Raw genomic sequence first — 23,374 nt, 5'->3', positions numbered from 1 at the left:
GACCGGCCCGTGCAGTCCAGGCCCGGAAACGCGTCCTGCACCACGTGGCGAAGGAGAAGCGTGGCCGTTGCGTCCTCCGCCGGCAGGCGGCGCGGCCTCCTCCGAGTTCTGGGCACGACGGCCCTCCTGACGGCACTCTGTCCCGGCCTGACCGCGGCGGTCCCCCTGACGGCGCTCGCGGACCCGAAGCCCTCGGTCAAGAAGCTGGAGAAGGAGCTGGCCGCACTCCAGAAGGAGTCCGACAAGCTGATCGAGGACTACTACCACGGCCGCCGGGAGCAGCAGCAGGCGGAGAAGGCCGAGAAGGCCGCCCGTGAGAAGCTGGCCGGATCCCAGGAGGTGTTCGACCGGCACGCCACCGAGCTGCGCGCCATGGCGATCACCCAGTACATGACCGGCGGGTCCGAGAACATGGCGCTGCTCACCGGCGTCGAGGACCGGGGCGGCCTGATCCGCAGGCTGGCGCTCACCCGGCACCTCGCCGACGAGCAGCACGCCAAGCTGTCGGGCTTCGCCCGGGTGCGCGACGGCCACCGGCAGGCCAAGGAGGAGGCGGAGGCCCGCGCCGACGAGCTGGACGCCACCGTGAAGGACCTCGCCGGCCGGCGCGAGAAGGCCGAAGCCACGATCGAGAAGATCCGGGACAAGATCGACCAGCTGCACAAGGCGCCCGGCCGCCGCTCCGACGGCACGTTCCTGCCACAGCTCCCCGACGGGTCCGACAACGTCACCCCGCGCATGCGGCTGGTCAAGTCGCTCATCGAGCGACGCTTCGGGACGGGGCCGGGCATCGGCTGCTACCGGCCCATCCAGGACGGCGGCGAGCACCCCCTGGGCCGCGCCTGCGACTTCATGCTCAGCCGGGGCGGCGCCTTCCCCTCACCGGCCGAGGTCCAGCGCGGCCACGCGATCGCCGAATGGGCCATCAAGAACGCCCGGCGCCTCGGCATCATGTACATCATCTACCGGCAGCGGATCTGGCACGTCAGGACGGGTTCCTGGCGCGTGATGACCGACCGCGGCGGCACCACGGCCAACCACTACGACCACCCGCACATCTCGGTCTACTAGCCGCGCTTTCCTCGCCGTCGAAGCCGGGACGGCCGGGAAAACGCGGTAAGTCAGCGCTTGCAACCACGGATACAGTGCGCTGCAGGCGCGCGGCATCGCACGAGCAAGCGTCCGGCAGGCGGTCGGCCTTATCAAGGTGGTGCACACCCCGACAGCACACGGGGCCCCCGGGAGAAGCCCGGGGAGCACTCATCCCTCAAGGAGAAGTCATGCGCCGCTCGCTTCGCACCGTTCTCACGCTCGCCGCCGCCTCCGCCGCCACCGCCGTGGTCATGGGCGCGCCGGCCGCCGCCTCGACAGACCCGCAGCCCCTGATCATGAACCCGCCGACGCAGAACTGGGGTTCCTACTACTCCAGCAACTTCAAGGCCAAGGCCAAGGGCACCGTCAAGGCCAACTGGAACCCGGCCCACACCCAGAACGACGTCCGGATCAAGGGCAAGCTGTACGACCTGGACTTCCGCACCCTGCAGCAGGGCGGCAAGTGCGCGTTCGTGCAGATCCGGGTCCACCACCTCTACCAGCCGAACTGGAAGTGGGACGAGGCCGGGGCCTACAAGCTGTGCAACGCCGGCCACGTGAAGAACTTCACGTTCTGGAAGCACAACGTGGACAAGGTCCGCATCCGCGTCAGCCAGATCGGCTACTACAGCAACAACCTCACCAAGCGGGGCGCCTGGCACCAGGTCACCATCTGATCAGACGACCGCGACGAAGAAGGCCCGCTCGCCCGAGCGGGCCTTCTTCCATGACCGGGGGTGCCGGTGGCGCGCACCAAGGTGTACGTATACGTCATGTCGGCTCTGCCGGCCCGGCTGTCGCCCGGGGTTACCATCCGATCCGGCCGTCTCCCACCCCCCAACGGAGATATCCATGAAGACCCGCCATCGCGCCAGGGCGTGCGCGCTCCTGCTCGCCCTCCTCGCCGGGCTGCCGCTCGCCGCCCAGCCCGCCCACGCGGCGCCGGCCAAGCCGCCCCCGCTGTCGACCCCGTGGACGAGCCAGGCCCTCGACGGCACGCCCTTACCGGAGTACCCCCGCCCCCAGATGACCCGGCCCGACTGGCTGAACCTCAACGGCGAGTGGCAGCTGAGGCAGTCGGCGACCGACGGCGCGCCGCAGTTCGGCGTCACCCTGCCGGAGCGCGTCAACGTCCCGTTCGCGGTCGAGTCCGCCCTGTCGGGCGTGATGCGCCCCGCCGGCGACGACCGCCACTACCTCTTCTACCGCCGGACGTTCACGGTCCCGCCCGCCTGGCAGGGCCGCCGGGTGCAGCTGCACTTCGGCGCGGTCGACTGGGAGGCGTCGGTCTGGGTCAACGGCCGGGCGATGGGCAGCCACCGGGGCGGATACGACCGCTTCGAGTTCGACATCACCGACGCGCTCAACGGCGGCACGAACGAGCTGATCGTCAAGGTGTACGACCCGACCGACTCCGGCCACAACGGCAGCCACCCGGTCATCGGCAAACAGACCCGCGACCCGTCGGCCATCTTCTACACGCCCGTGTCCGGCATCTGGCAGACCGTGTGGCTGGAGCCGACGCCCACGTCGTCCATCTCCAGCGTCGACACGTATCCCAGCCTGAGCGACGACACGCTCCGGGTGCGCGTGTTCACGCGCGGGAACGTCAGCGGGCACTCCGTGCTCGCCGAAGCCCTGGACGGCGCCACCGTCGTCGGCACCGCCACCGGCGCGTTCACCGAGTTCCGCGTGCCCGTGCCGAACGCCCGCCGATGGACGCCCGACGACCCGTTCCTGTACGACCTGCGGATCTCGCTGCGCGACGGCGCCGGGCGGACCGTCGACCGGACCACGCACTACTTCGGCATGCGCGAGGTCGGCAAGCGGCTCGTCAACGGGGTGCTGCGGCCCACGCTCAACGGCGAGTTCGTCTACCACCTCGGCACGCTCGACCAGGGCTACTGGCCGGACGGCCTCTACACCGCGCCCACGGACGCGGCGCTCGCCTTCGACCTGCGGAAGCACAAGGAGCTCGGCTTCACCATGGTGCGCAAGCACATCAAGGTCGAGCCCCAGCGGTGGTACTACCACGCCGACCGGCTCGGCCTGCTGGTGTGGCAGGACATCCCGTCGATGCAGGCGTCCAACAGGAACATCACCCCCGCGCACGCGCAGCAGTTCGAGACCGAGGCGCGGGAGATCGTCGACGAGCACCGCAACTCACCCGCGGTCGTCGCCTACGTCCCGTTCAACGAGGGCTGGGGCGAGTGGAACCTCGCCGACACCCGCCGCGTCATCCAGAACGTCAAGAACCAGGACCCGACCCGCCTGGTCAACGGGCACAGCGGGTTCAACTGCTGCAACTCGCTGGGCGACCCGGGCAACGGCGACATGGTCGACTGGCACGTGTACACGGGCCCGGACGCTCCCGCGCCCTCCTCCACCCGCGTCTCGATCCTGGGCGAGTTCGGCGGCCTCGGCCTGCGCACGCCGGGTCACGAGTACAGCCCGCACGGCGGCTTCTTCGCCTACGAGCACCTGACCAGCGGCGCGCAGCTCGGCGACCGCTACACCGGCATGGTCCGCGACCTGCGGGAGCTGGTCACCAAGAAGGGCCTGAGCGGGTCCGTCTACACCGAGATCACCGACCTGGAAGGCGAGTACAACGGCCTGATGACCTACGACCGCCGGGTCCAGAAGGTCGACACGAACCAGGTGCGCGCCGCCCACCGGCACCTCCTGGCCGCCGCCGCGAACGAGAACGCGACGCCGCGGCTGACGGCCGGCCACGTGCGCTCGTTCCGCGTGACGACCCCCGGCCACACCGGCCGCTACCTGCGGCACGCCGACTCCGTCGCGCGCACCGACGTGATCACCACGACGAGCCCCGACCTCGCCCGCAGGGACGCGTCGTTCCGCGCCGTGCCCGGCCTGGCCGACGCCCGCTGCCACTCGTTCGAGTCGGTCAACCTCCCCGGCCGCTACCTGCGGCACGCGAACTCCGTGGTGCGGCTCGACGCGAGCACCGGTGGGTCGTTCGCCGCGGACGCCACCTGGTGCGCGCGCCCCGGCCGGACCGGCACGGGCGCCTCGTTCGAATCGCTGAACTTCCCCGGGGCGTTCCTGCGGCACCACTCGGACAACGTCTACCTGGCCAGGCCGAGCGGCCCCAACCCCTTCGACGGCGGCGCCGCCTTCGACGCCGACGCCACCTGGGACGTCAGCGCCCCCGCCCTGTGGCGCAGCTCCGCCGACCTCCCCGTGGACGCGCGCCGGTCGCTGCAGGTGCGGACCTGGGGCTTCACCGACCGCTACCTGCGGCACGCCGACAGCCTGGCGTCCACCGCGGTGGTCAACTCCGGCAGCGGCGCGCTGCTGAAGAACGACGCCACGTGGACCATCCGCCGCGGGCTCGCCGACTCCAGCTGCTACGCCTTCGAGTCGGTCAACTACCCGGGACGGTTCCTCCGCCACGCGAACTCGCGCGTGCGCATGGACGCGAACGACGGAAGCGCGCTGTTCGCCCAGGACGCGACCTGGTGCGCCCGGCCCGGCCTGCAGGGCGACGGCGTGACCCTCGAATCGATCAACTATCCGGGTTCGTACCTGCGGCACTACCAAGCGGAGGTGTGGTCGGCGAACGGCACGGGCACCGCGTGGAACCGCCCGCAGACGCTGACGGCCGACAGCACGTGGCAGCTGGCCGCGCCGTGGGCCCCGTGAACGGCCTAGCGAACCCGGCCTCTGGCCTTGAGCCGCGTGCCGGGCAGCGCGGGAGCGGGCAGCGGCGCGCCGTCGTAGCCGCGCACCGTGCCGAACCCGTCGCCCTCCATCCACTCCTTGCGGAAGGCGGTGATCTCGTCGTGGCTCCGGCCGACGAAGTTCCACCACATGACGATCTCCTCGGCGAACGGCTCGCCGCCGACGAGCAGCACCCGCCCGGCGCCGCTCAGCCGCACGACCTCGCGGCCCGGCGGCACGTACAGCAGCGGCCCCGGCGGCAGCGCGGCGACCTCGCCGTCGAGCAGCAGCAGCCCGTGCTCGTACGCGGGATCGAGCGGCACCTCGGCGTCACCGTCGACCGCGATCTCCGCCCCCACGAGCGGGCTGTACGCGGTCGCCGGCGAGCGGACCCCGCCCAGCGCGCCCATGAACACGGTGGCCGCGTAGCCGGGCCCTGACAGCACGGGCAGCACGGCGTGGTGCTCGAAGGCGGGCGCGACCTCCCGGTGCCCGCCGGGCAGCGCCACCCACAGCTGCACCCCGTGCAGCGTGCCCAGCCGCGACTCCTCGGAGTGGGAGATGCCGCGCCCGGCCGTCATGAGGTTGAGACTGCCGGGCCGGATCTCCTGGAGGCTGCCCAGGCTGTCGCGGTGCAGCACCTCGCCGGCCACCAGCCAGCTCACGGTCTGCAGGCCGGTGTGCGGGTGCGGCGCGACCCGCATCTCCGCCTGCTCCGGGCCGTAGGCGTCGACGAAGCACCAGGCGCCGATCATGCGCCGGTGCACGTGGGGGAGTGTCCGCGTCACGGTCATGGCACGCGGGCCGCCGAGCGGCACCGCGCGCCCTTCCAGCGTCTCGCCGCCCGCGCCGCCGCCGGGGCCGCAGAGGATCTCGGAGGGGTCCGGTTCCAGGTTGCTCACCCCCCGACTGTACGGGCCGGGCCCAGCATCTCCCACCAGGTGTCGACGGCGGGGAGGTCGGCGGTGTCGACGGCCTCACCGGGCCTGGGCACCACGAACGGCACGTCGCGTGCCTTGGCCTCGTGCCAGAGCCGGTCGACCGGCTCGGCCCACGGGTGCGGCGCCAGCGTGAACGTCGCCCAGTGCACCGGCAGCATCAGCCTCCCGCCGAGGTCGACGGTGGCCGTCACCGCCTCCTCAGGGGTCATGTGGATGTCCGGCCAGGACGGGCTGTAGGCGCCGATCGGCATGATCGTCAGGTCGAACGGCCCGTGGGCGGCGCCGATGCCCCGGTAGCCCTGGAAGTATCCGGAGTCGCCCGCGTAGAAGACCCGCCTGGCGGCCCCGGCCACCACCCACGACCCCCACAGCGTGTCGTTGCGGGTGAACGACCGGCCGGAGAAGTGGCGGGCGGCGGTGGCCGTGAACCGCAGCCCGGCGACCTCCGCCTCCTCGTCCCAGTCGAGCTCGATGATCCGGTACGCCGGCACGCCCCAGAGCTCCAGGTGGGCGCCGATGCCCAGCGGCACCAGGAACGGCGCCTTCTGGGTGTGGGTGAGCGCGCGCACCGTGGCCATGTCGAGATGGTCGTAGTGGTCGTGCGAGATCACCACGGCGTCCACCTGGGGCAGCCCGCCGATCGGCACCGGCACCGGATGATGCCGCTTCGGCCCGACCAGCTGCGACGGAGACGGCCGCCGGCTCCACACCGGGTCGAGCAGCACCCGCCTGCCCTCGATCTCCACCAGCGTCGAGGCGTGCCCGTACCAGGTCGCGCGCAGCCCGCCGGCAGCGGGCTCACCGGACGGCGGCGCCAGCACCGGGACGGGGCCAGGCGGCCGGCGCAGCTCCTTGTTCCTGAGCAGCCCGGCGATCGCGCCGACCGGCGGCGCGGTCATCAACGTGACCGGTTCCGGCATCCGGTTGAAGAAGACACCGTCACGGAACTGCGGCGAGCGCCGCATCCGGCCCGCTCGGACCGGCCCGGAGCCCAGGGGCCGCAGCCCCAGCTCCGCGGGCACCCGGCGCAGCGCCCAGCCCGCGGCCGCCAGGACCGCGCCACCCGCCAGCACGCGCCGTGCCGTCCGGAAACCCGCCATGCTCACACCCCCTGGAAAACGTCCTCCCGCGTCAACCCGGCGGGAGAGCCCCGATGTTCCCTATCGGTACGATAGATCGCGGAAGATCGGAGCGCGCCGACCGCACCGCTGCCGTGCTCTCCACGTCAACGCTCCTCGCGGCCACGCTCCGGGTGCGGCCACGGGTTCGGGCGGCAACCGTGCAACGACTTCGACTGCTGCGCCATCACCGGCGCGAGCCGGCCGCGTCTCGGGCATCTGGCGTGGCGGTGGCCGAGCGCGTGCCCCACCTCGTGGTTGATCAGATAGCGGCGGTAGGCGGCCAGGTCGCCGCCGTACTGCGGGACGCCCTCGGCCCAGCGGCGCGCGTTGATGACCGAGCGGGAGCCGTTCCAGCAGGACAGGTCGCCGCTGGTGCGCAGCGGCACGCACTCGCGGTCGGTGAGCCGCGGGCTGGACAGCGCGACCCGCAACCGCACCGGCGGCCCGTCCACCCGCCGGAACCGGCCCCAGCCGCGCGGGTCGTTGAGCGTCCGGTGCACCTCCGCCGCGAACGCCCGCGTCCCGAACGGCAGCCCCCGCTCGACCTCCACCAGGTAGCGGATCACCTTCCCACGCCCCCGCCTCGCCATCGCGCCGCCCGGGACCACCTCGTACCTCCCCGACGCCCGCCGCGGCACCTCGGGCTCCGCACGCGGCGGCGCGCTCGGCGGCGGCGCGCTCGTCCCCGGAGGAGACGGCGGAGGCTTCGACGGGACCGACACGGCACACCCCGCCACCACGACGAGCAGCACCACCAACGCGCGCAACGACGCCTCCCCACGACCACACGCGGGGGATGTCACAGATCGTACCCACGACGTCACCCCCCTTACCGGCGACCGACAGCCATCAGGGAACCCGGCTGCGCCGGCACCGGTGAAGACGGAGACCAGCGACCCTGCAGCCTTGTCAGAGGGCCCAGGTCAGCGGCCCGACTGTCCTGTCAGAGGACCGAGGCGACGACGCGGCTGGGCTGGTGGTCGGAGGTCAGGGGAGTCGGGGGTGGTATGGGCGGAGGTTGAGGGGTGGTTCCTCGCCCAGTGCCAGTCCGGCCGCTACCCGTCCGGTGAAGGGGCCCGCTGTCAGGCCGTACGCGCCCAGGCCTGTAGCCACGATCACCCGGTCGTTCACCGGTCCGATGAGCGGCGGGCCCGGTGCGTGCACCGGCCGTAACCCCACCCTGGTCTCCGTCACCGTCGCCTCGGAGAGGCCGGGCGCCACCCGGAGGCCCGCACGCAGCACCTCGTCCAGGCCGCCCATGGTGACCCGCGGCGCGAACCCCGCGTCCTCGATCGTCGCCCCCACCACCACCCGCGAGCCCGGGAACCCCAGCAGGTACGGCCCGACGTGGGGCAGCACGATCGGCCACCGCGAGGTGTCCACGCCCTCCAGCGTCACGTGCACGATCTGCCCCCGGCGCGGGAACACCGGCAGCTCCACCCCGAGCCCCCGGCACACCTCCCCGCTCCACGCCCCGGCGGCCACGATCACCACGTCGGCCTCGACCAGCGTCCTCTCACCGCCCGCCCCCGGCTCGTCCCCGTACGGTGATCGGGGTTCGGGTGGGGTGCCCGCCGTAAGCGTGGCCTCCGGCTCGTCCCCGTACGGTGAGCCGGGTTCGTGCGGGGCGCCTGCGGCGGCGTCGCGGACGGCCCCGTACGGAGACGCCTCGGACGCCGGATGCGTTCCGTGGGCGGAAGGCGGGCCTTGGGGGGAACCCGGGGTGGCCTGACGCCAGGATTCCCGGTCGCCCGCAGCCCCGGGCAACCCCGTGACGCGTCCGCGGGAGTCCGCCTCACGGACCTCGCGCACCAGCACCCCGCCGTCCGAGGTGAGCGTGGCCGTGCCCGTACGCAGCTCCGCCCCCTGACGGAGGGCCGCGCGCAGGAGGGCGTCCCGCACCGCCCGCCCGTCCACGCGCGCCGCGCCCGGCACCAGGAGCGCGCTCAGGTCCTCCGACAGGGGAGGGAACAGGACGGACGGCGCCGCCACGTCCACCACGTCCCCCATCTCCGGCGCCTCCGCGTGCCGCCGGGCCAGCAGGGCGCGCACCGGCTCCAGGTCGGAGGGCTCGCCGGCGACCAGTAGCGCGCCCACCCGCGCGTACCCCAGGGACTCGCCGAGTGACGACACCAGCCCCGGGTAGTGGCGGGCGCCCTCGCGGGTCAGCCGGTACCAGTCCTCGTCGTCCGGATGGTCCACCCACGGGCACACGATCCCGGCCCCCGCCTGGGTGGCCTGCCCCGGGTACGCCCCGTCCACCACCGTCACCGGCACGCCGCGCCCGCTCAGCCGGTGAGCCGCGGCGGCCCCGACGATGCCACTCCCGATGACCACGACACGCATGCCCCCATGATCCCATCCGGGTTAACGTCGGAGGATGACAGTCGTACTCATCGGCACCCTCGACACCAAGGGCGAGGAATACGGATGGCTGCGCGACCGGCTGACCGAGCTGGGCCAGGAAGTCGTGGTGGTCGACGCGGGCACCGGAGACCCGGGCGTGCCGTACCCCGTCGACCACCCGAACGACCGGGTCGCGGCCGCCGCCGGCGCCGACCTGGAAGCCCTGCGCGCGGCCGGCGACCGGGGGGCGACGGTCACCGCGATGGGCGAGGGCGCGGCGGCGGTGCTGGGGGAGCTGCACGCGGCGGGGCGGGTCTCCGCCGTCCTGGCCGTGGGCGGCAGCGGCGGGTCGTCGATCGCCGCGAGGGCCGTCCGCGACCTGCCGATCGGCCTGCCCAAGCTGATCGTCTCCACCATGGCGTCCGGCGACGTGTCCCCGTACGTGGGAGCGAAGGACGTCACGCTCATGTACAGCGTCGTCGACATCGCGGGCGTCAACCGGCTGTCCCGGGCGATCCTCGGCAACGCCGCCGCCGCGGCCGCCGGGATGGCCGCCGCCTACCGGGAGCAGCGGGCCGCCGAGGGCGACCGGCCGCTCGTCGGGGCCACCATGTTCGGGGTGACCACGCCCGCCGTCGACGCCGCCCGCGAGCGGCTGCGCGAGCTCGGGTACGAGGTGCTGGTGTTCCACGCCACCGGGGCCGGCGGCCGGGCCATGGAAGGGCTCGCCGCGAGCGGCATGCTCGCCGGGGTGCTCGACCTGACCACCACCGAGCTGGCCGACGACCTGGTGGGAGGTGTGCTGTCGGCCGGGCCCGACCGGCTGACCGCCGCCGGACGGCACGGCGTGCCGCAGGTGGTCGCGCCCGGAGCCCTCGACATGGTCAACTTCGGGCCGCGCGACACCGTCCCCGAGCGGTTCGGCCGCCGCAACCTGTACGTGCACAACCCCACGGTGACCCTCATGCGCACCACCCCGGAGGAGATGGCCGAGCTGGGCCGCAGGGTGGCGGCCAAGCTGGCCGGGGCGAGCGGGCCGGCCGAGCTGTTCGTGCCGCTCAAGGGGGTGTCCGCGCTCGACGCCGAGGGCATGCCCTTCCACGACCCGGAGGCGGACGGGGCCTGCTTCGCCGCCCTGGCGTCCTTCCCCTCGACCGTGCGGCTCGACCTGCACATCAACGACCCGGAGTTCGGGCGGGCGATGGCCGACCGGCTCCACGAGATGATCGGAGGCAAGCGGTGAACCGGCAGACAGTGCTCGAACGGCTCCACGCGACCGTCGCGGAGGGCAGGCCGGTGATCGGCGCGGGCGCGGGCACCGGGCTGTCCGCCAAGTGCGCGGAGTCCGGCGGCGTCGACCTGATCATCATCTACAACTCCGGCCGCTACCGGATGGCCGGGCGCGGCTCGCTCGCCGGGCTGCTCCCGTACGGCGACGCCAACCAGATCGTGGTCGAGATGGCCGCCGAGGTGCTGTCCGTGGTGAAGGACACCCCGGTGCTGGCCGGGGTCTGCGGCACCGACCCGTTCCGGGTCATGCCGCGCTTCCTCGACCAGCTCAAGGCCATGGGGTTCGCCGGCGTGCAGAACTTCCCGACGGTCGGTCTGTACGACGGCGTGTTCCGGCAGAACCTGGAGGAGACCGGCATGGGGTACGACCTCGAGGTCGAGATGGTCAGGCTGGCGCGCGAGCGGGAGCTGGTGACGGCGCCGTACGTGTTCGACGAGGACCAGGCGCGGGCCATGACCGAGGCCGGGGCCGACGTGCTCGTGCCGCATGTCGGGCTGACCACCAAGGGCAGCATCGGCGCCGGCACCTCGCTCACCCTCGACGAGGCCGTGACCCGCGTGCAGGCGATGCGCGACGCGGCCGTCGCCGTCCGGCCCGACGTCCTCGTCCTGTGTCACGGCGGGCCGATCGCCGAGCCGCAGGACGCCCAGCACGTGCTCGCGCGCACCAAGGGCGTGGCCGGTTTCTTCGGCGCGTCCTCCGTCGAGCGCCTGCCCACCGAGCGGGCCATCACCGAGCAGGTCGCCGCCTTCAAGAACCTGGAGATCTGATGCTCATCAATCCCGACGCGGTCCCGACGATGACGTTCGGCTGGGGCTCGATCAAGTGGTTCGTCACTCCGTCGGCGATCGCCGGCGCGGGCAGCACCCTGGGCGAGGTCATCGTCAACCCCGGCATGGGCCACGCCCGCCACAACCACCCGGACGCCGAGGAGGTCCTGTACGTGATCTCCGGCGAGGCCCGGCAGATGGTGGGCGACGGCGAGGAGTTCCCGATCCGCGAGGGCGACGCCGTGCACATCCCGGCGGGCGTCTACCATTCGACGTTCAACACCACCTGGCGCCCGCTCCGCCTGATCGTCACCTACACGCCGGGCGGCGAGGAGAAGGCCCTGGAAGCCGCCCCCGACTTCCACCTCCACCAGGCGGGGGACATCCCCGCCTGGCGCCCCGCCTGACCGCCGCGGGACTCACCGCGGGACTCACCGTCCCGCGGCCCACCCGTACGTCCTCATCAGCAGCGCGGCCAGCCGCGTGAACCGGTCGGCGTCGAGCACCGCGCCCTCGCGCCGGATGTCGTCCTCGTCCAGCTCGAACACCCGGTCCAGCCGGACGTACGAGGTCTTGCCGTCGCGGCCCCAGGCGCCCAGCTCGTACCAGTCGGGCCCGTCGTCGCCCCGGCTGGACAGCATCATGCCCAGCAGCCTGCGCCCGCTCCGGCCCACCACGAGCAGCGGCCGGTCCTTGCCCCGCGACGGGTCCTCCTCGTACGGCACCCAGGCCCACACGATCTCGCCAGGATCGGCGAGCCCGTCGAGGTCGGGCGAGTAGGCCAGCGTGGCGGCCTCCCGCAGGGACCGCACCTCCCGCACGGCGCCCCTGACGGGCCGCGGGTCCTCTCCAATATCACGCACCCGCGGATTCTACGGGCCGCCCCGCCCGCCCAGCACCCGCGGTCACACCGGATCGTCAGCGGCGCGCTCTCGCCAGCCGGGTGACGGCGGCGAAGCGGGCCAGCTCATCGGGGGCGGGGTCCTCGGTGAGCAGGCCCAGCGCCACGAGCCTGAACGCCAGCGCGCGGGCGAGCCAGCGCGGCGCGTCCTCGCCGATGGCGTCCACCAGGTCCGGTTCGGCGTCGTGGTAGAGGAGGGCGTCCGCGACGACGATCGCGTCCGCGTAAGGGGCGGGCCGCCAGTAGGGGGAGAAGTCGATCACCGCGGGCGGGCTGCCCCGGTGGAAGAGCACGTTGCCCGTCAGGTCGCCGTGCACGAGCTGGGCGGGCGCGGCGACCGGCGCGAGCAGCCCGAGGAGTTCGGCCAGCATCGGCCCGGCGTCCCCCCGGAGCGCGACGTCCTCCTCCTGCCACGCCACCCGGTCCGCGACGGCCCACGGGTGCACGCGCCGGTCCAGCAGGCCGGGGCGCGGCACGTCCCGCAACGCCTCGTGGAAGGCCCGGCCGACCGCCAGCAGCGACGCCCACCTCCTGGTTCCCGTCCGGCCGGGGAGGAGCTCGGACGCCGTCCACCCGCCGACCACGTACGTGCCGGTACCGGCCCTGATCGGCCGGGGGACGCGGAAGGACACCGACGGCGGCAGGCGCTCGAACAACCCGGCGCTCCACTCGGCCTCCTCGCGGCCGTCGACCGGCTTCAGCACCGCGCCGCCGACCCGTACGGCGCGGCCCTCACCACCGGGCAGCGGTTCCGGGACGCCGGAAAGGCCGAATGCGGCGAGCACGCCCGCGGGCGGTAGGACCGTCATATCTCCGATCTTCGCCGCCCCGCGAGGATGTTCAAGAGCCGGGGCGCCCGAGCCGCACGACCTGGCCGGGCGGCTCTCCTCTAGAATCTCATTCTGTGACGTCCCCGTTCTTCACCTCGCAAGGCGCCGAGTTCGTCCCGGCCGCCCACGCGCACAGCCCCTGGTCCCCGGGCATGCTGCACGGCCGCCTGCTCGGCGGGCTGGCGGCCCGCGCCATCGAGTCCCGCTACGCCGACCCCGACCTGCACGTCGCCCGGCTCACCGTCGACCTGTTCCGCAACAGCCCGATGCTGCCGGTCACGGTCGAGACCGCGCTCGTCAGGGACGGGCGGCGGATCCGGGTGGCCGACGCGACGATCCGCACCGAGCAGGGAGTGATCGGCCGCGTGAGCGCCGTCCTGCTGCGCACCAGCGAGCAGCCGGAGAACCAGCCGGTGCTCACCGACCCGTGGGACGAGACCCCGCCCGACGGCCCCCCGGAGCCCTCGACGGGCTGGGAGCCGCCGTTCGAGATGTGGTGGGTGCCCGGCCAACGGCGGTTGTGGATGCGCGAGGACCGCCCGCTCGTCGACGACGAGAAGCTCACCCCGATCGTGCGCACGGCCCTCGCCGGCGACTTCGCCAGCCCGCTCACCTCCATGGCCGAGGGCGGCGTCGCCTTCATCAACGCCGACTACACGCTCACCCTCGCCCGGATGCCCGGGAGCGAGCTGATCGGCATGGAGGCCACCGGCCGGGTCGCCGCCGCCGGCGTCGCCACCGGCCAGGTCACCCTGCACGACACCACCGGCCCGTTCGGGTTCTGCGTGGTCACCGCCCTGGCCAACCCGGTGCCGCTGCGCGGCTGATCAGGCGGGCCGCTCCGCGCGGTCGCCGGACCAGTCGGTGTGGAAGGCGCCCTCCCGGTCGACGCGCAGGTACGTGTGCGCGCCGAAATAGTCGCGCAGCCCCTGCACCAGCGCGGCCGGGAGCCGGTCGCGGCGCAGCCCGTCGTAGTAGGCCAGCGCCGAGGAGAAACCGGGCGTCGGCACGCCGATCTGGACCGCCGTGGTGACCACCCGCCGCCACGACTCCTGCGCCACGCCCAGCGCGGCCGCGAACGTCGGGTCGGCCAGCAGCGTCGGCAGGGTCCGGTCGGCGTCGTAGGCGGCGCGGATCCGGTCCAGGAACTTGGCCCGGATGATGCAGCCGCCGCGCCAGATCGTCGCCATCGCGCCCAGGTCCAGGTCCCAGCCGTACTCCTTGGACGCGGCCGCCATCTGGTCGAAGCCCTGCGCGTACGCGACGATCTTGGACGCGTACAGAGCCTGGCGCACGTCCTCGATCAGCTCCTTGGCGCCCACCCCGGACACCGACGGGCCCGCCAGCTCCCTGGCCGCCGCCCGCTGCTCGGGATGGCCCGACAGCGCCCGCGCGAACACCGCCTCGGCGATGCCCGTCACCGGCACGCCCAGCTCCAGCGCGCTCTGCACGGTCCACCGGCCGGTGCCCTTCTGCTCGGCCCGGTCGACCACGACGTCCACGAACGGCTTCCCGGTCTCCGCGTCCACCTGGTCGAGCACCTCGGCGGTGATCTCGATCAGGTACGAGTCCAGCTCGCCCCGGTTCCACTCGCGGAACACCTCCGCCAGCTCGGCCGGGGTGGCGCCGAGCGCCTGGCGCAGCAGGTCGTAGGACTCGGCGATCAGCTGCATGTCCGAGTACTCGATGCCGTTGTGGACCATCTTCACGAAGTGGCCGGCGCCGTCGGGGCCCACGTGCACCGCGCACGGCACCCCGTCGACCTGGGCCGCGATGTCCTGAAGGATCGGGCCGAGCGCCTCCCACGACTCCTTCGACCCGCCCGGCATGATGCTCGGGCCGTTCAGCGCGCCCTCCTCGCCCCCGGAGATGCCGGTGCCGACGAAGTGGATGCCCTTGGCGCGCAGCGCGGCCTCCCGCCGCCGGGTGTCCTCGAAGTGCGCGTTGCCGCCGTCGACGATCATGTCGCCCGGCTCCATCAGCTCCGCGAGCGCGTCGATCACGGCGTCGGTGCCCGCGCCGGCCTTCACCATGATGATCGCCCGCCGCGGCCGCTTCAGCGACGCCACGAAGTCGGCCAGCTCCTCCGACGGCACGAACGTGCCCTCGCCGCCGAACTCCCGCACCAGCGCGTGCGTGCGCGACGCCGACCGGTTGTGCACCGCCACCGCGTAGCCGTGCCTGGCCAGGTTGCGGGCCAGGTTGCGGCCCATGACGGCCAGGCCGGTGACGCCGATGTCTGCCAAGTCCATGTGAAAGCTCCTCTATGGGTGGTACGCAGGCTCCAGCCCACAGGTTCGGGCCGGTATTCCCGCTAGTAGTCGCCGTGCCGGACGCCCAGCTCGTCCAGCCGGTCGAGCATGTCGGCCGGGTCGGCGTACACCCGGAACGCCCCCGTACGCTCAAGCTCGTCCCTGCCGTAGCCGCCGGACAGCAACCCGATCCCCAGCGAGCCGGCGCGGCGCGCGGCGAGCAGGTCCCAGATGCTGTCGCCCACCACCATGGCATGCGCCGGATCGGCCCGCAGCAGCGCGGCTCCGGCCAGGAACAGGTCGGGGTCCGGCTTGGCCCGGCGCACCAGGTCGCGCGTCACCAGCGGCGCGTCATCCGGCAGCCCCAGCATGCCCAGCGCCAGCCGGGCCGTGCGGGCGTACCCGCTGGTCGCGATCGCCCACGGCACGCCCCGCGACGACAGCTCCGCCAGCAGCTCCGGCGCGCCCGGCAGCGGCCGCACCGACTCGACCTGCTGCTCGTACGCGTCGGCGTGCGTCGTCTGCAACTCGTCGATCTGCGCCTGGGTGAGCTTCAGCCCGGTCTCGCGCAGCAGCGCGTTCACGAACAGGCCGCCGCTCATGCCGATGCGCCGGTGGATGCGCCACACCGCGAGGTCGATGCCCATCCCCGACAGGGCCTGCCGCCAGGCGATGACGTGCTGGTAGACGCTGTCGATGAGGGTGCCGTCGAGGTCGAAGAGAAACGCCGGAGCGGGCGCCTCGGGGAAGTCGTGCATACCCCCATGACACCATGGGGCCATGAGGATCATCATCGCGGGCGGACACGGGCAGATCGCGTTGCGGCTGGCCAGGCTGCTCGGCTCCGCCGCCGTCGGCCTGGTCCGCAACCCCGCGCACGTCCCCGACGTCGAGGCCACCGGCGCCCGGGCGGTGGTGTGCGACCTGGAGAAGGCGAGCCCCGACGAGGTCGCCGGGATCGTGCGCGGCGCCGACGCGATCGTGTTCGCCGCCGGCGCCGGCCCCGGCAGCGGCGCCGCCCGCAAGGACACCGTCGACCGGGGGGCGTCCGTGCTCATGGCCGACGCCGCCGAGCGGGCCGGCGTGCGCACGTTCGTCCAGATCTCCTCCATGGGCGCGGGCCGGCCGCCCGCGGCCGGCACCGACGAGGTGTGGGCCGCCTACATCACGGCCAAGACCGAGGCCGAGGACGACCTGCGCCGCCGCGACCTCGACTGGACCATCGTGCGCCCCGGCCGCCTCACCGACGAGCCCGGCACCGGCCGGGTCCGGCTCGAACCGGAGGTGCCGCCCGGCTCGGTGCCCCGCGACGACGTGGCCGCCGTCGTCGCCGCCCTGCTGACCGCTCCCGGCCGGCGCACGCTCGAACTCGTCTCCGGCGACACGCCCATCCCCGAAGCCGTCGCCTCAAGGTGAACGGTCAGCGGCCGTCCAGGGCCGCGCGGGCCAGTTCCCTGCACTCCTCCAGCGTGTGACGGGCCAGGGCGTCGCGGACGGCGGGGACGCAGACGGGCGCCATCGAGAGGCTCGTCACGCCGAGACCGGCCAGGATGGGGGCGAGCCTCGCGTCGCCGGCCGCCTCGCCGCAGACGCCCACCGGTTTGCCGGCCGCGCGGCCCGCCTCGGCGCAGAGCTCGACCAGGCGCAGCAGGGCCGGCTGGGCCGGGTCCAGCAGGTCGGCCAGCGCGGGATGCTGCCGGTCGGCGGCGTAGGTGTACTGGCTCAGGTCGTTGGTGCCGATGCTCAGGAAATCCACCTCGCGCAGCAGACGGTCGGCCAGGAGGGCCGCGGCCGGGACCTCCACCATCGCGCCCACCCGGGCGATGCCGCGGGCGCGGGCGCGGCGCGCGAAGGCGGCGGCCTCACCGGGGGTGCTGACCATCGGGGCCATCACCCACGCCTCGGCCCCGGTGCGGCGGGCCGCCTCGGCGATCGCGTCCAGCTGGGTGTCCAGGACGTCCGGCAGCACCCGGTCCACGCGCAGACCGCGGACGCCCAGCGCCGGGTTCGGCTCCTCGGGCAGCCCGAGGAACGGCAGCGGCTTGTCGGTGCCGGCGTCGAGGGTGCGCACCACGACGTACGGGACGGCGGTGAAGACGTCGGCGTAGGCCGTGACCTGCTCCTCGTACGTGGGCGCCTGCTTGCGGTCCAGGAACAGGAACTCGGTGCGGAACAGGCCGACGCCCTCCCCGTCCGGACGCAGGTCGGCGGCCGAGCCGATGTTGAGCAGCAGCTTGACCGGATGGCCGTCGGCGGTCCTGCCGGGGCCGCTGGTGGCCGCGAGCCGGGCCCGCTCGGCGCTGTCCTGCTCGCGGACGCGTGCCGCGTCCTCCTCCGTGACGCCCGTGACGATCTCGCCGGTGGCGCCGTCCACCGAGATGTACGTGCCGTCCACCAGGTGCGCGGCGCCCGCGCACGCCACCACGGCGGGCAGCCCGCGGCCGCGGGCCAGGATCGCCGTGTGGCTGGTCGGGCCGCCCTTCACCGTCACCAGCGCCAGCACGTCCGGGCCCAGCCCGGCGGTGTCGGCGGGGGAGAGGTCCTCGGCGACCAGCACGAACGGGTGCCCCGGTGACGGCACGCCCGGCATCGGCACGCCGAGGGCGGCGGCCACCGCGCGGTGCTTGAGGTCGTCCAGGTCGGCGGCCCGCTCGGCGAGGTAGCCGCCCAGCGCGGCGAGCGCCTCGCGGTGACGGGCGAAGGCCGCCTCCAGGGCGTGCGGGGCGTCCAGTCCGTCGCGCACCCCCTGCTCGGCCTCCTCCTTGAGCATGGGGTCGTCGGCCATCATGGCCAGCGCGTCGAGGATCTCCGCGGCGCCGCGGTCACCGCCCGCCACGGCGGCGGAGCGCCGGCGCAGGTCCTCGGCGACCGCCTCCAGCGCCTCGCCGACGACGGCGAGCTCGGCGCCGATGTCGGTCACGGGGTTCGGGGCGGGCAGCGCCGGGGGCCCGGCCATGCGCAGGCACGGACCCGCCGTCCGCCCCGGGCTGACCCCCAGCCCGGCCAGCGAGGCCGGGCCGGAGGGCGGGAGGTCAGGCATCCAGGGCCTCTTCCGCGTCCAGATCACGGGACAGAAGGGTCACCAGGGCGTCGAGGGCCTCGTCGGCGCCGGGGGCGTCCGACTCCAGGGTCACCTCGGTGCCGTGGACGGCGCCCAGCGACAGCACGCCCAGCATGCTGTGGGCAGGGACCGACTTCTCCCCGACCCGGATGCGCACGGGCACCCCCAGCCGCGCCGCCTCCTGGACGAACAGTTTGGCGGGCCGGGCGTGCAGCCCGCTGGCCGACGCGACGGCCACGGTCCTCTCGGGCATGGGTGCCTCCTCACGGTTCGATGGTGACCTTGATGGCCGCGCCCTGGCTGACCAGGCCGATCCCGTCCAGCACCCGCGACAGCGGGAGCCGGTGGGTGACCAGGTCGGCGACCGGCACGGCGCCCTCGGCGATCAGGCGGAGGGCCTCGGCGTTGTGGCCGGGGCTGGAGCCGTTGGCGCCGACGATGGTCAGCTCCCGGTAGTGCACCAGGTTCGAGTCCAGCCGGATGAACGGGTCGTCCTTCGGCAGGCCGCCGAAGAAGCTGATGCGTCCCTGGCGGGCGGTCATCAGCACGGCCTGCTCCTGGGCGGCGCCGGCCGCGGCCGCGGTGATGACCACGTCCGCGCCCCGGCCGCCGGTCAGCTTGAGCACCTGCTCCACCGGGTCGGCGTCGATCGCGGCGTCGGGGCGTACCAGCTCGGCCGCCATCGCGAGCCGGTCGGTGTTCACGTCCACGAGGAACACCCGGGCGGCGCCGCGCGCCCGCGCCAGCCGCACGTGCAGGCAGCCGATCGGGCCCGCTCCCATCACCACCACATCGTCACCCGTACCCACCCGGGCCAGGGCCTGCCCGTTGAGCACGCACGCCAGCGGCTCGGCCACCGACGCCTCGGCGAACCCGACGCCGGACGGGATCGCGTTCACCCCGTTCACGGCCAGCACCTTGGCGGGGATGATCATGTACTCGGCGAAGCCGCCGTCGTAGTGGTAGCCCATCGACTCCTGGTTCGGGCACACGGTCATGCGGCCGTGCGCGCAGTCGGGGCAGGCGCCGCACGGGATGGCGGCGATCACCTGCACCCGCTCGCCGGTGTCCACCACCTCGCCGGCGATCTCGTGGCCCATCACCCGGGGCGGCCGGATGTGGTGGTGGCCGAATTTGTAGATCTTCGCGTCGGTGCCGCACGTCGAGCAGTTGCGCACCCGGATCTTCAGCTCGCCGGGGCCGGCGACCGGCTCCGGCGCGTCCTCGATCCGGATGTCGCCCGGCGCGTGGAATCTGGCGACCTTCACGTCAACTCCTCTATCACCTGGTGTGCTTCCGTCGCCTCGCGCAGCGTCCGCGCCCGGTCCGGGTCGAGGAGGATCTCGGCGAGCGCGGCCAGCAGCGGCACGTGGCCGTCGTCCTTGGCCGCGATCCCGACGCAGACCGTGACGGGCTCGCCGTCCCAGTCGACGCCGCCGGGGAACCGCACGACGCAGATCGCGTCGCGCCTGACGTCCTCCTTGGCGGCCGCGGTGCCGTGCGGGATGGCCACGCCCTCCCCGACGTACGTGGAGATCGAGCGCTCGCGCTCCAGCATCGCGTCGATGTACGGCTCCGCGACCGCGCCGATGTCGACCAGGACCCGCCCGCAGCGCCGGATGGCCTCCTCGCGGTCGGCCGCGCTCTCGTGCAGCAGCACCGCGCGCGGGTCGAGCAGGTCCTCACGCATCGACGGTGCCGCCGCTCTTGATCGTGGCGACGAGCTTGGTCACGGCCGGGTCGCCCAGGAAGATCTGGAACGGCACCAGCACCTTGCCCGGCGCCGCCGCCCTGGCCCTGGCGGCCAGCCCGGCGTGGCAGAGCACGACGTCGGCGTCGGCGGGGATGTTGTTGACCGGCGTGTGCTCGACGGCGACCCCGGAGTCCTTGAGCTGCTTGCGGAGCTGGCTGGCGAGCATCACGCTGCTGCCCATCCCCGCGTCGCAGGCAACGATGATCTTGTGAATGTCCTTGCTGTCGATGCTGGGCATGCTTCACGCCTCCTTGCTGGCGGTACGGGTCTCGGTCTGCGCGGGCTCGCCGGAGTCGCGGCGCTCGCCGTTGGCGGGCTGCTCGCCGGGGGTGTCCGCCACGACGTCCGGCACGGTGTCGTCGGCGCCGGCCCGGTGGGAGCCGGCGGGTTCGGGAGCGCCCTCGGCCGGCAGGTCTCCGGCGGGTTCCTCCTTCTCGCCGCGGCCGAAGCCCAGCAGCAGCGCGGCCAGGGCGAACGACACGGCCGTGGCGACCACGATGCCCGCGATGGACGCGAACAGGCCGCCGCGCGGCGTGACGGCCAGGTAGGCGAAGATGCTGCCCGGCGACGGCGTGGCGACCAGACCGGCGCCGGTGACCATGAAGGTGAACACGCCGGCCATGCCGCCGCCGATGACGGCCAGGATGAGGCGGGGCTTCATCAGCACGTACGGGAAGTAGATCTCGTGGATGCCGCCGAAGAAGTGGATGATCATCGCGGGCGGCGTGCTGGGCCGCATGGCCCGCGGGCCGAAGAACATGAAGGCGAGGAGCAGGCCGAGGCCGGGGCCGGGGTTCGACTCCAGCATGAACAGGATCGACTTGCCGGTCTCCGCCGCCTGGGTCACGCCGAGCGGGCCGAGGACGCCGTGGTTGACGGCGTTGTTGAGGAACAGCACCTTGGCCGGCTCGATCAGCACGGACGCGAAGGGCAGCAGGCCGGTGGCGATCAGCCAGCCGACCGCGTCCTCCGCGGCGCCGGTGATCACCTGCACGATCGGGCCGATGCCCAGCACGCCGGCCACCGCCATCGCGCCGCCGATGATGCCCGCGGAGAAGTTGTCCACCAGCATCTCGAACCCGGCCCGGGTCCGCGCTTCGGTGAACGCGTCCACCTTTTTCAGGATCCAGGCGGTGAGCGGACCGATGATCATCGCGCCGAGGAACATCGGGGCGTCCGCTCCCACCACGACGCCCATCGCGGCCACGGCGCCCACCACGGCCCCGCGCTGGCCGTGCACCATCCGGCCGCCCGTGTAGGCGATGAGGACCGGCAGCAGGACCTTGATGATCGGGTCGACCATCGCGGCGAGATCCGCGTTGGGCACCCAGCCGGTGGGGATGAACAGGGCGGTGATGAGACCCCAGGCGATGAACGCGCCGATGTTCGGCATGATCATCCCCGCCAGGTGGCCGCCGATCCGCTGGATCGTGGCTTTGGCGCCGGTTCCGTAGACCGGGGGAGTATAGGTGTCGGCCATGGGACATTGCTCCTTCGGGGGGTGAGCAGGCTCGTGCGTGGGTGAGCCGTAAGTCAGCGAGGGGACGGCGGCGGATGCGGCGCCGCCCCGGTGGCCGCCGCGCGAACCGTCACGGGGGTACGGGGGAGCGGCGAGGTGAGGAGGCGGCCGGGGTCGGGGCGGGAGACGCGGACGGCGTCGCGGCGGATGTCCGCGGGCCCCGGCATGCGGCTGCCCGGCAGGCTGACCGCGGCGGCGCCCCAGGCGAGCGCCTCCACCAGCGCTGTCTCGCCGCTTCCGCCGCCCGCGAGGAACCCGGCGAGCATGGCGTCGCCCGCGCCGACCGCGTTGCGGGGCTCGGCGACGCGTGCTTCCCCGTACCAGCACCCGCCGTCCTCGACGAGCACGGCGCCGTCGGCGCCGAGACTGGCCAGCACGGTACGCGCGCCCGCCGCCCGCAGCTTGGCCGCGGCCGCCACCACGTCGCCGACGCAGGTGATCGCCACGCCGGTGGCGTCGGCCAGCTCCTCCAGGTTGGGTTTGATCAGCGCGGGCCCGGCGCCGAGCGCGCGGGTGAGCGGCGGGCCGCTGGTGTCGACCGCGACGTGGATGCCCGCCCCGGCGAACCGGCGGCACAACCGGGCGTAGACGTCGCCGGGCACCTCGGGCGGGAGACTGCCGGAGGCGACCACCCAGTCGGCCTCGCGCGCCTCGGCCAGCACGGAGTCGGCGATCGTGTCGAGCTCGCCGGGGGAGAGCGCCGTGCCCGGCTCGTTGATCTTGGTGACGGTCCCGTCGGGCTCGGCCAGCGTCACGTTCGACCTGGTCCGGCCGGCCACCGGCACGGTCACCATGTCCAGGCCCTCCTGGCGGAGCAGGTGCACGAGTTGCCGTCCCTCGTCGCCGCCGAACGGCACCACGGCGCGCGAGGCGACCGCGTTGGCCAGCAGGGCGCGGGAGACGTTCACGCCCTTGCCGCCGGGGTCGAGGCGGGCGGCGGCGGCGCGGATGACCGCGCCGCGGTCCAGCGCGGCGATCTCGATCGTGCGGTCCAGGCTGGGATTGAGCGTCAGGGTCACGATCATGCGCGGACCACCTGAGGTCCGGCGGCGGACAGTTCGGCGGCGAGCGCGTCGTCCACTCCGGCGTCGGTGATCACCACGTCGATCTCGCTCAGCGCGGCGAAGCTCGCCAGGTAGGTGTTGGTGAACTTGGTGTGGTCGGCGAGCAGCACGCTGCGCTCGGCGGCCCGCACCATCGCCCGCTTGATCGCCGCCTCGGCCGGGTCGGGCGTGGTCAGGCCCTTCTCGGCCGAGCAGCCGTTGGTGGCCATGAACGCCACGTCCACGTGCAGGTGCGCCAGCGGCTGCAGCGCCCAGTCGTCCACCGTCGCGAGGGTGCGGCCGCGTACCCGCCCGCCGAGCATGATCACGTTGAGGTTGCTCCGCGCGGCCAGCACGGTGGCGAGCGGCGGCGAGTTGACCACCACGGTGAGCTCGCGGTCGGCGGGCAGCACGCCGACCAGGCGGCCCGTCGTGGTGCCCGCGTCGATGATGACCGAACCGTCGTCGGGCAGCTCGGCCAGGGCGGCCTTGGCGATGCGCTCCTTCTCCGCGGTCATCACCTCGTCGCGGGTGGCGAGCGCGGGCTCGAAGCCGAGCCGCTCCACGGGGATGGCGCCGCCGTGCACGCGGCGCAGCACGCCGGCCCGCTCCAGCGCCGTCAGGTCGCGGCGGATGGTCTCGGTGGTGACGTCGAGCTCGGCCGCCAGCGACACCACGTCGACGCGGCCCGCCACGCGCGCCCTGCGCAGGATGTCCTGCTGCCGCTCCTCGGCGTACATGATGTTGGTTCACCGCCGTTTCAGGTTGGT

At 73.6% G+C, this 23,374-nt stretch carries 24 protein-coding genes; 8 read left to right on the top strand and 16 right to left on the bottom strand.

Features of this window, described 5'->3' with window-relative positions:
• The first annotated feature begins 60 nt into the window (after nt 1–60).
• The 3 genes from FR742_RS18235 to FR742_RS18225 all read left to right on the top strand — a co-directional run bounded on the left by FR742_RS18235 (nt 61) and on the right by FR742_RS18225 (nt 4,758).
• Nucleotides 61–1,071: a hypothetical protein gene (locus tag FR742_RS18235; protein ID WP_261808601.1), complete on the top strand. Its 1,011-nt coding sequence runs from the start codon at nt 61–63 to the stop codon at nt 1,069–1,071.
• Nucleotides 1,072–1,280: 209 nt separating this feature from the next.
• The gene (locus FR742_RS18230; protein WP_148032053.1) at nt 1,281–1,769 is read left to right on the top strand and encodes a hypothetical protein; all 489 of its coding nucleotides are present in this window, start codon (nt 1,281–1,283) and stop codon (nt 1,767–1,769) included.
• 175 nt (nt 1,770–1,944) lie between these two features.
• Complete coding sequence (locus FR742_RS18225) at nt 1,945–4,758, top strand: AbfB domain-containing protein (RefSeq protein ID WP_148032052.1); 2,814 nt, start codon at nt 1,945–1,947, stop codon at nt 4,756–4,758.
• A 5-nt stretch (nt 4,759–4,763) separates the two neighbouring features.
• Here the strand turns inward: FR742_RS18225 and FR742_RS18220 are convergent, their stop codons facing one another.
• From FR742_RS18220 to FR742_RS18205, 4 genes are all read right to left on the bottom strand, one after another.
• A complete protein-coding gene (locus tag FR742_RS18220) occupies nt 4,764–5,678 on the bottom strand; it encodes a pirin family protein (protein ID WP_148032051.1) in 915 nt (304 codons plus the stop codon).
• The gene (locus FR742_RS18215) at nt 5,675–6,817 is read right to left on the bottom strand and encodes an MBL fold metallo-hydrolase (protein WP_148032050.1); all 1,143 of its coding nucleotides are present in this window, start codon (nt 6,815–6,817) and stop codon (nt 5,675–5,677) included. Before FR742_RS18215 ends, FR742_RS18220 begins: the two co-directional genes overlap by 4 nt.
• A 125-nt stretch (nt 6,818–6,942) precedes the next feature.
• A complete protein-coding gene (locus FR742_RS18210) occupies nt 6,943–7,605 on the bottom strand; it encodes a DUF3152 domain-containing protein (RefSeq protein ID WP_261808600.1) in 663 nt (220 codons plus the stop codon).
• 220 nt (nt 7,606–7,825) lie between these two features.
• Nucleotides 7,826–9,184: an FAD-binding oxidoreductase gene (locus FR742_RS18205; RefSeq protein ID WP_148032048.1), complete on the bottom strand. Its 1,359-nt coding sequence runs from the start codon at nt 9,182–9,184 to the stop codon at nt 7,826–7,828.
• 34 nt (nt 9,185–9,218) lie between these two features.
• Here FR742_RS18205 and FR742_RS18200 point away from each other — a divergent pair, with 34 nt between their 5' ends.
• From FR742_RS18200 to FR742_RS18190, 3 genes are read left to right on the top strand one after another with little or no spacing between them, the layout of a single operon-like run.
• Nucleotides 9,219–10,427: a Tm-1-like ATP-binding domain-containing protein gene (locus FR742_RS18200; RefSeq protein ID WP_148032047.1), complete on the top strand. Its 1,209-nt coding sequence runs from the start codon at nt 9,219–9,221 to the stop codon at nt 10,425–10,427.
• On the top strand, nt 10,424–11,245 hold the full coding sequence (locus FR742_RS18195; RefSeq protein ID WP_148032046.1) for a phosphoenolpyruvate hydrolase family protein: 822 nt from the start codon (nt 10,424–10,426) through the stop codon (nt 11,243–11,245). The genes FR742_RS18200 and FR742_RS18195 overlap by 4 nt, the downstream gene beginning before the upstream one ends.
• Nucleotides 11,245–11,652, top strand: coding sequence for a cupin domain-containing protein (locus tag FR742_RS18190; protein ID WP_148032045.1), 408 nt, complete (start codon nt 11,245–11,247; stop codon nt 11,650–11,652). The genes FR742_RS18195 and FR742_RS18190 overlap by 1 nt, the downstream gene beginning before the upstream one ends.
• A gap of 24 nt (nt 11,653–11,676) precedes the next feature.
• Here FR742_RS18190 and FR742_RS18185 read toward each other — a convergent pair whose 3' ends face one another.
• Together FR742_RS18185 and FR742_RS18180 are read right to left on the bottom strand one after the other, a co-directional pair.
• Nucleotides 11,677–12,108, bottom strand: a complete 432-nt coding sequence (locus FR742_RS18185) for a type II toxin-antitoxin system PemK/MazF family toxin (RefSeq protein WP_148032044.1) — start codon at nt 12,106–12,108, stop codon at nt 11,677–11,679.
• A gap of 55 nt (nt 12,109–12,163) precedes the next feature.
• Entirely contained in the window at nt 12,164–12,955 is a 792-nt protein-coding gene (locus FR742_RS18180; protein ID WP_148032043.1) for an aminoglycoside phosphotransferase, read from the bottom strand.
• Between the two features lie 95 nt (nt 12,956–13,050).
• Between FR742_RS18180 and FR742_RS18175 the strand changes: the two genes are divergently transcribed.
• A complete protein-coding gene (locus FR742_RS18175) occupies nt 13,051–13,803 on the top strand; it encodes a thioesterase family protein (protein ID WP_261808599.1) in 753 nt (250 codons plus the stop codon).
• Here FR742_RS18175 and gndA read toward each other — a convergent pair whose 3' ends face one another.
• Nucleotides 13,804–15,228, bottom strand: a complete 1,425-nt coding sequence (gndA, locus tag FR742_RS18170; protein ID WP_148032041.1) for an NADP-dependent phosphogluconate dehydrogenase — start codon at nt 15,226–15,228, stop codon at nt 13,804–13,806.
• Between the two features lie 62 nt (nt 15,229–15,290).
• A complete protein-coding gene (locus tag FR742_RS18165) occupies nt 15,291–15,986 on the bottom strand; it encodes an HAD family hydrolase (RefSeq protein ID WP_148032040.1) in 696 nt (231 codons plus the stop codon).
• Nucleotides 15,987–16,008: 22 nt separating this feature from the next.
• Between FR742_RS18165 and FR742_RS18160 the strand changes: the two genes are divergently transcribed.
• Nucleotides 16,009–16,644 (top strand): NAD(P)H-binding protein, encoded by a 636-nt coding sequence (locus FR742_RS18160; protein WP_148032039.1) that lies wholly within the window; start codon nt 16,009–16,011, stop codon nt 16,642–16,644.
• Between the two features lie 4 nt (nt 16,645–16,648).
• Here FR742_RS18160 and ptsP read toward each other — a convergent pair whose 3' ends face one another.
• Genes ptsP through FR742_RS18120 form a run of 8 tightly spaced genes read right to left on the bottom strand, consistent with a single transcriptional unit; the run spans nt 16,649 to nt 23,344 of the window.
• Nucleotides 16,649–18,268 (bottom strand): phosphoenolpyruvate--protein phosphotransferase, encoded by a 1,620-nt coding sequence (gene ptsP, locus FR742_RS18155; RefSeq protein WP_148032038.1) that lies wholly within the window; start codon nt 18,266–18,268, stop codon nt 16,649–16,651.
• Nucleotides 18,261–18,542 (bottom strand): HPr family phosphocarrier protein, encoded by a 282-nt coding sequence (locus FR742_RS18150; RefSeq protein ID WP_148032037.1) that lies wholly within the window; start codon nt 18,540–18,542, stop codon nt 18,261–18,263. Before FR742_RS18150 ends, ptsP begins: the two co-directional genes overlap by 8 nt.
• A gap of 10 nt (nt 18,543–18,552) precedes the next feature.
• Complete coding sequence (locus FR742_RS18145; protein ID WP_148032036.1) at nt 18,553–19,557, bottom strand: zinc-binding dehydrogenase; 1,005 nt, start codon at nt 19,555–19,557, stop codon at nt 18,553–18,555.
• Nucleotides 19,554–19,979 (bottom strand): PTS sugar transporter subunit IIA, encoded by a 426-nt coding sequence (locus FR742_RS18140; protein WP_148032035.1) that lies wholly within the window; start codon nt 19,977–19,979, stop codon nt 19,554–19,556. The genes FR742_RS18145 and FR742_RS18140 overlap by 4 nt, the downstream gene beginning before the upstream one ends.
• On the bottom strand, nt 19,972–20,280 hold the full coding sequence (locus FR742_RS18135; protein WP_148032034.1) for a PTS lactose transporter subunit IIB: 309 nt from the start codon (nt 20,278–20,280) through the stop codon (nt 19,972–19,974). Before FR742_RS18135 ends, FR742_RS18140 begins: the two co-directional genes overlap by 8 nt.
• Before the next feature lie 3 nt (nt 20,281–20,283).
• On the bottom strand, nt 20,284–21,522 hold the full coding sequence (mtlA, locus tag FR742_RS18130) for a PTS mannitol transporter subunit IICB (protein ID WP_148032033.1): 1,239 nt from the start codon (nt 21,520–21,522) through the stop codon (nt 20,284–20,286).
• A 53-nt stretch (nt 21,523–21,575) separates the two neighbouring features.
• The gene (pfkB, locus tag FR742_RS18125) at nt 21,576–22,586 is read right to left on the bottom strand and encodes a 1-phosphofructokinase (protein WP_148032032.1); all 1,011 of its coding nucleotides are present in this window, start codon (nt 22,584–22,586) and stop codon (nt 21,576–21,578) included.
• The gene (locus FR742_RS18120) at nt 22,583–23,344 is read right to left on the bottom strand and encodes a DeoR/GlpR family DNA-binding transcription regulator (protein WP_148032031.1); all 762 of its coding nucleotides are present in this window, start codon (nt 23,342–23,344) and stop codon (nt 22,583–22,585) included. Before FR742_RS18120 ends, pfkB begins: the two co-directional genes overlap by 4 nt.
• Nucleotides 23,345–23,374 lie beyond the last annotated feature (30 nt).

It is taken from the genome of Nonomuraea sp. C10 (assembly GCF_008017515.1).
GTDB classification, from domain to species: domain Bacteria; phylum Actinomycetota; class Actinomycetes; order Streptosporangiales; family Streptosporangiaceae; genus Nonomuraea; species Nonomuraea ferruginea.
The sequence above is the reverse complement of the archived record's forward strand: the minus strand, read 5'-3'. Positions and strand labels throughout refer to the sequence as shown.

Excerpts from the sequence above, each read along its gene's own strand:
- ptsP (WP_148032038.1), bottom strand. The coding sequence starts at position 18,268 with ATGCCTGACCTCCCGCCCTCCGGCCCGGCCTCGCTGGCCGGGCTGGGG.
- FR742_RS18135 (WP_148032034.1), bottom strand. The coding sequence starts at position 20,280 with ATGCCCAGCATCGACAGCAAGGACATTCACAAGATCATCGTTGCCTGC.
- FR742_RS18200 (WP_148032047.1), top strand. The coding sequence starts at position 9,219 with ATGACAGTCGTACTCATCGGCACCCTCGACACCAAGGGCGAGGAATAC.
- gndA (WP_148032041.1), bottom strand. The coding sequence starts at position 15,228 with ATGGACTTGGCAGACATCGGCGTCACCGGCCTGGCCGTCATGGGCCGC.
- mtlA (WP_148032033.1), bottom strand. The coding sequence starts at position 21,522 with ATGGCCGACACCTATACTCCCCCGGTCTACGGAACCGGCGCCAAAGCC.
- FR742_RS18150 (WP_148032037.1), bottom strand. The coding sequence starts at position 18,542 with ATGCCCGAGAGGACCGTGGCCGTCGCGTCGGCCAGCGGGCTGCACGCC.
- FR742_RS18165 (WP_148032040.1), bottom strand. The coding sequence starts at position 15,986 with ATGCACGACTTCCCCGAGGCGCCCGCTCCGGCGTTTCTCTTCGACCTC.
- FR742_RS18180 (WP_148032043.1), bottom strand. The coding sequence starts at position 12,955 with ATGACGGTCCTACCGCCCGCGGGCGTGCTCGCCGCATTCGGCCTTTCC.
- FR742_RS18225 (WP_148032052.1), top strand. The coding sequence starts at position 1,945 with ATGAAGACCCGCCATCGCGCCAGGGCGTGCGCGCTCCTGCTCGCCCTC.
- FR742_RS18160 (WP_148032039.1), top strand. The coding sequence starts at position 16,009 with ATGAGGATCATCATCGCGGGCGGACACGGGCAGATCGCGTTGCGGCTG.
- FR742_RS18205 (WP_148032048.1), bottom strand. The coding sequence starts at position 9,184 with ATGCGTGTCGTGGTCATCGGGAGTGGCATCGTCGGGGCCGCCGCGGCT.
- FR742_RS18215 (WP_148032050.1), bottom strand. The coding sequence starts at position 6,817 with ATGGCGGGTTTCCGGACGGCACGGCGCGTGCTGGCGGGTGGCGCGGTC.
- FR742_RS18140 (WP_148032035.1), bottom strand. The coding sequence starts at position 19,979 with ATGCGTGAGGACCTGCTCGACCCGCGCGCGGTGCTGCTGCACGAGAGC.
- pfkB (WP_148032032.1), bottom strand. The coding sequence starts at position 22,586 with ATGATCGTGACCCTGACGCTCAATCCCAGCCTGGACCGCACGATCGAG.
- FR742_RS18230 (WP_148032053.1), top strand. The coding sequence starts at position 1,281 with ATGCGCCGCTCGCTTCGCACCGTTCTCACGCTCGCCGCCGCCTCCGCC.
- FR742_RS18190 (WP_148032045.1), top strand. The coding sequence starts at position 11,245 with ATGCTCATCAATCCCGACGCGGTCCCGACGATGACGTTCGGCTGGGGC.
- FR742_RS18120 (WP_148032031.1), bottom strand. The coding sequence starts at position 23,344 with ATGTACGCCGAGGAGCGGCAGCAGGACATCCTGCGCAGGGCGCGCGTG.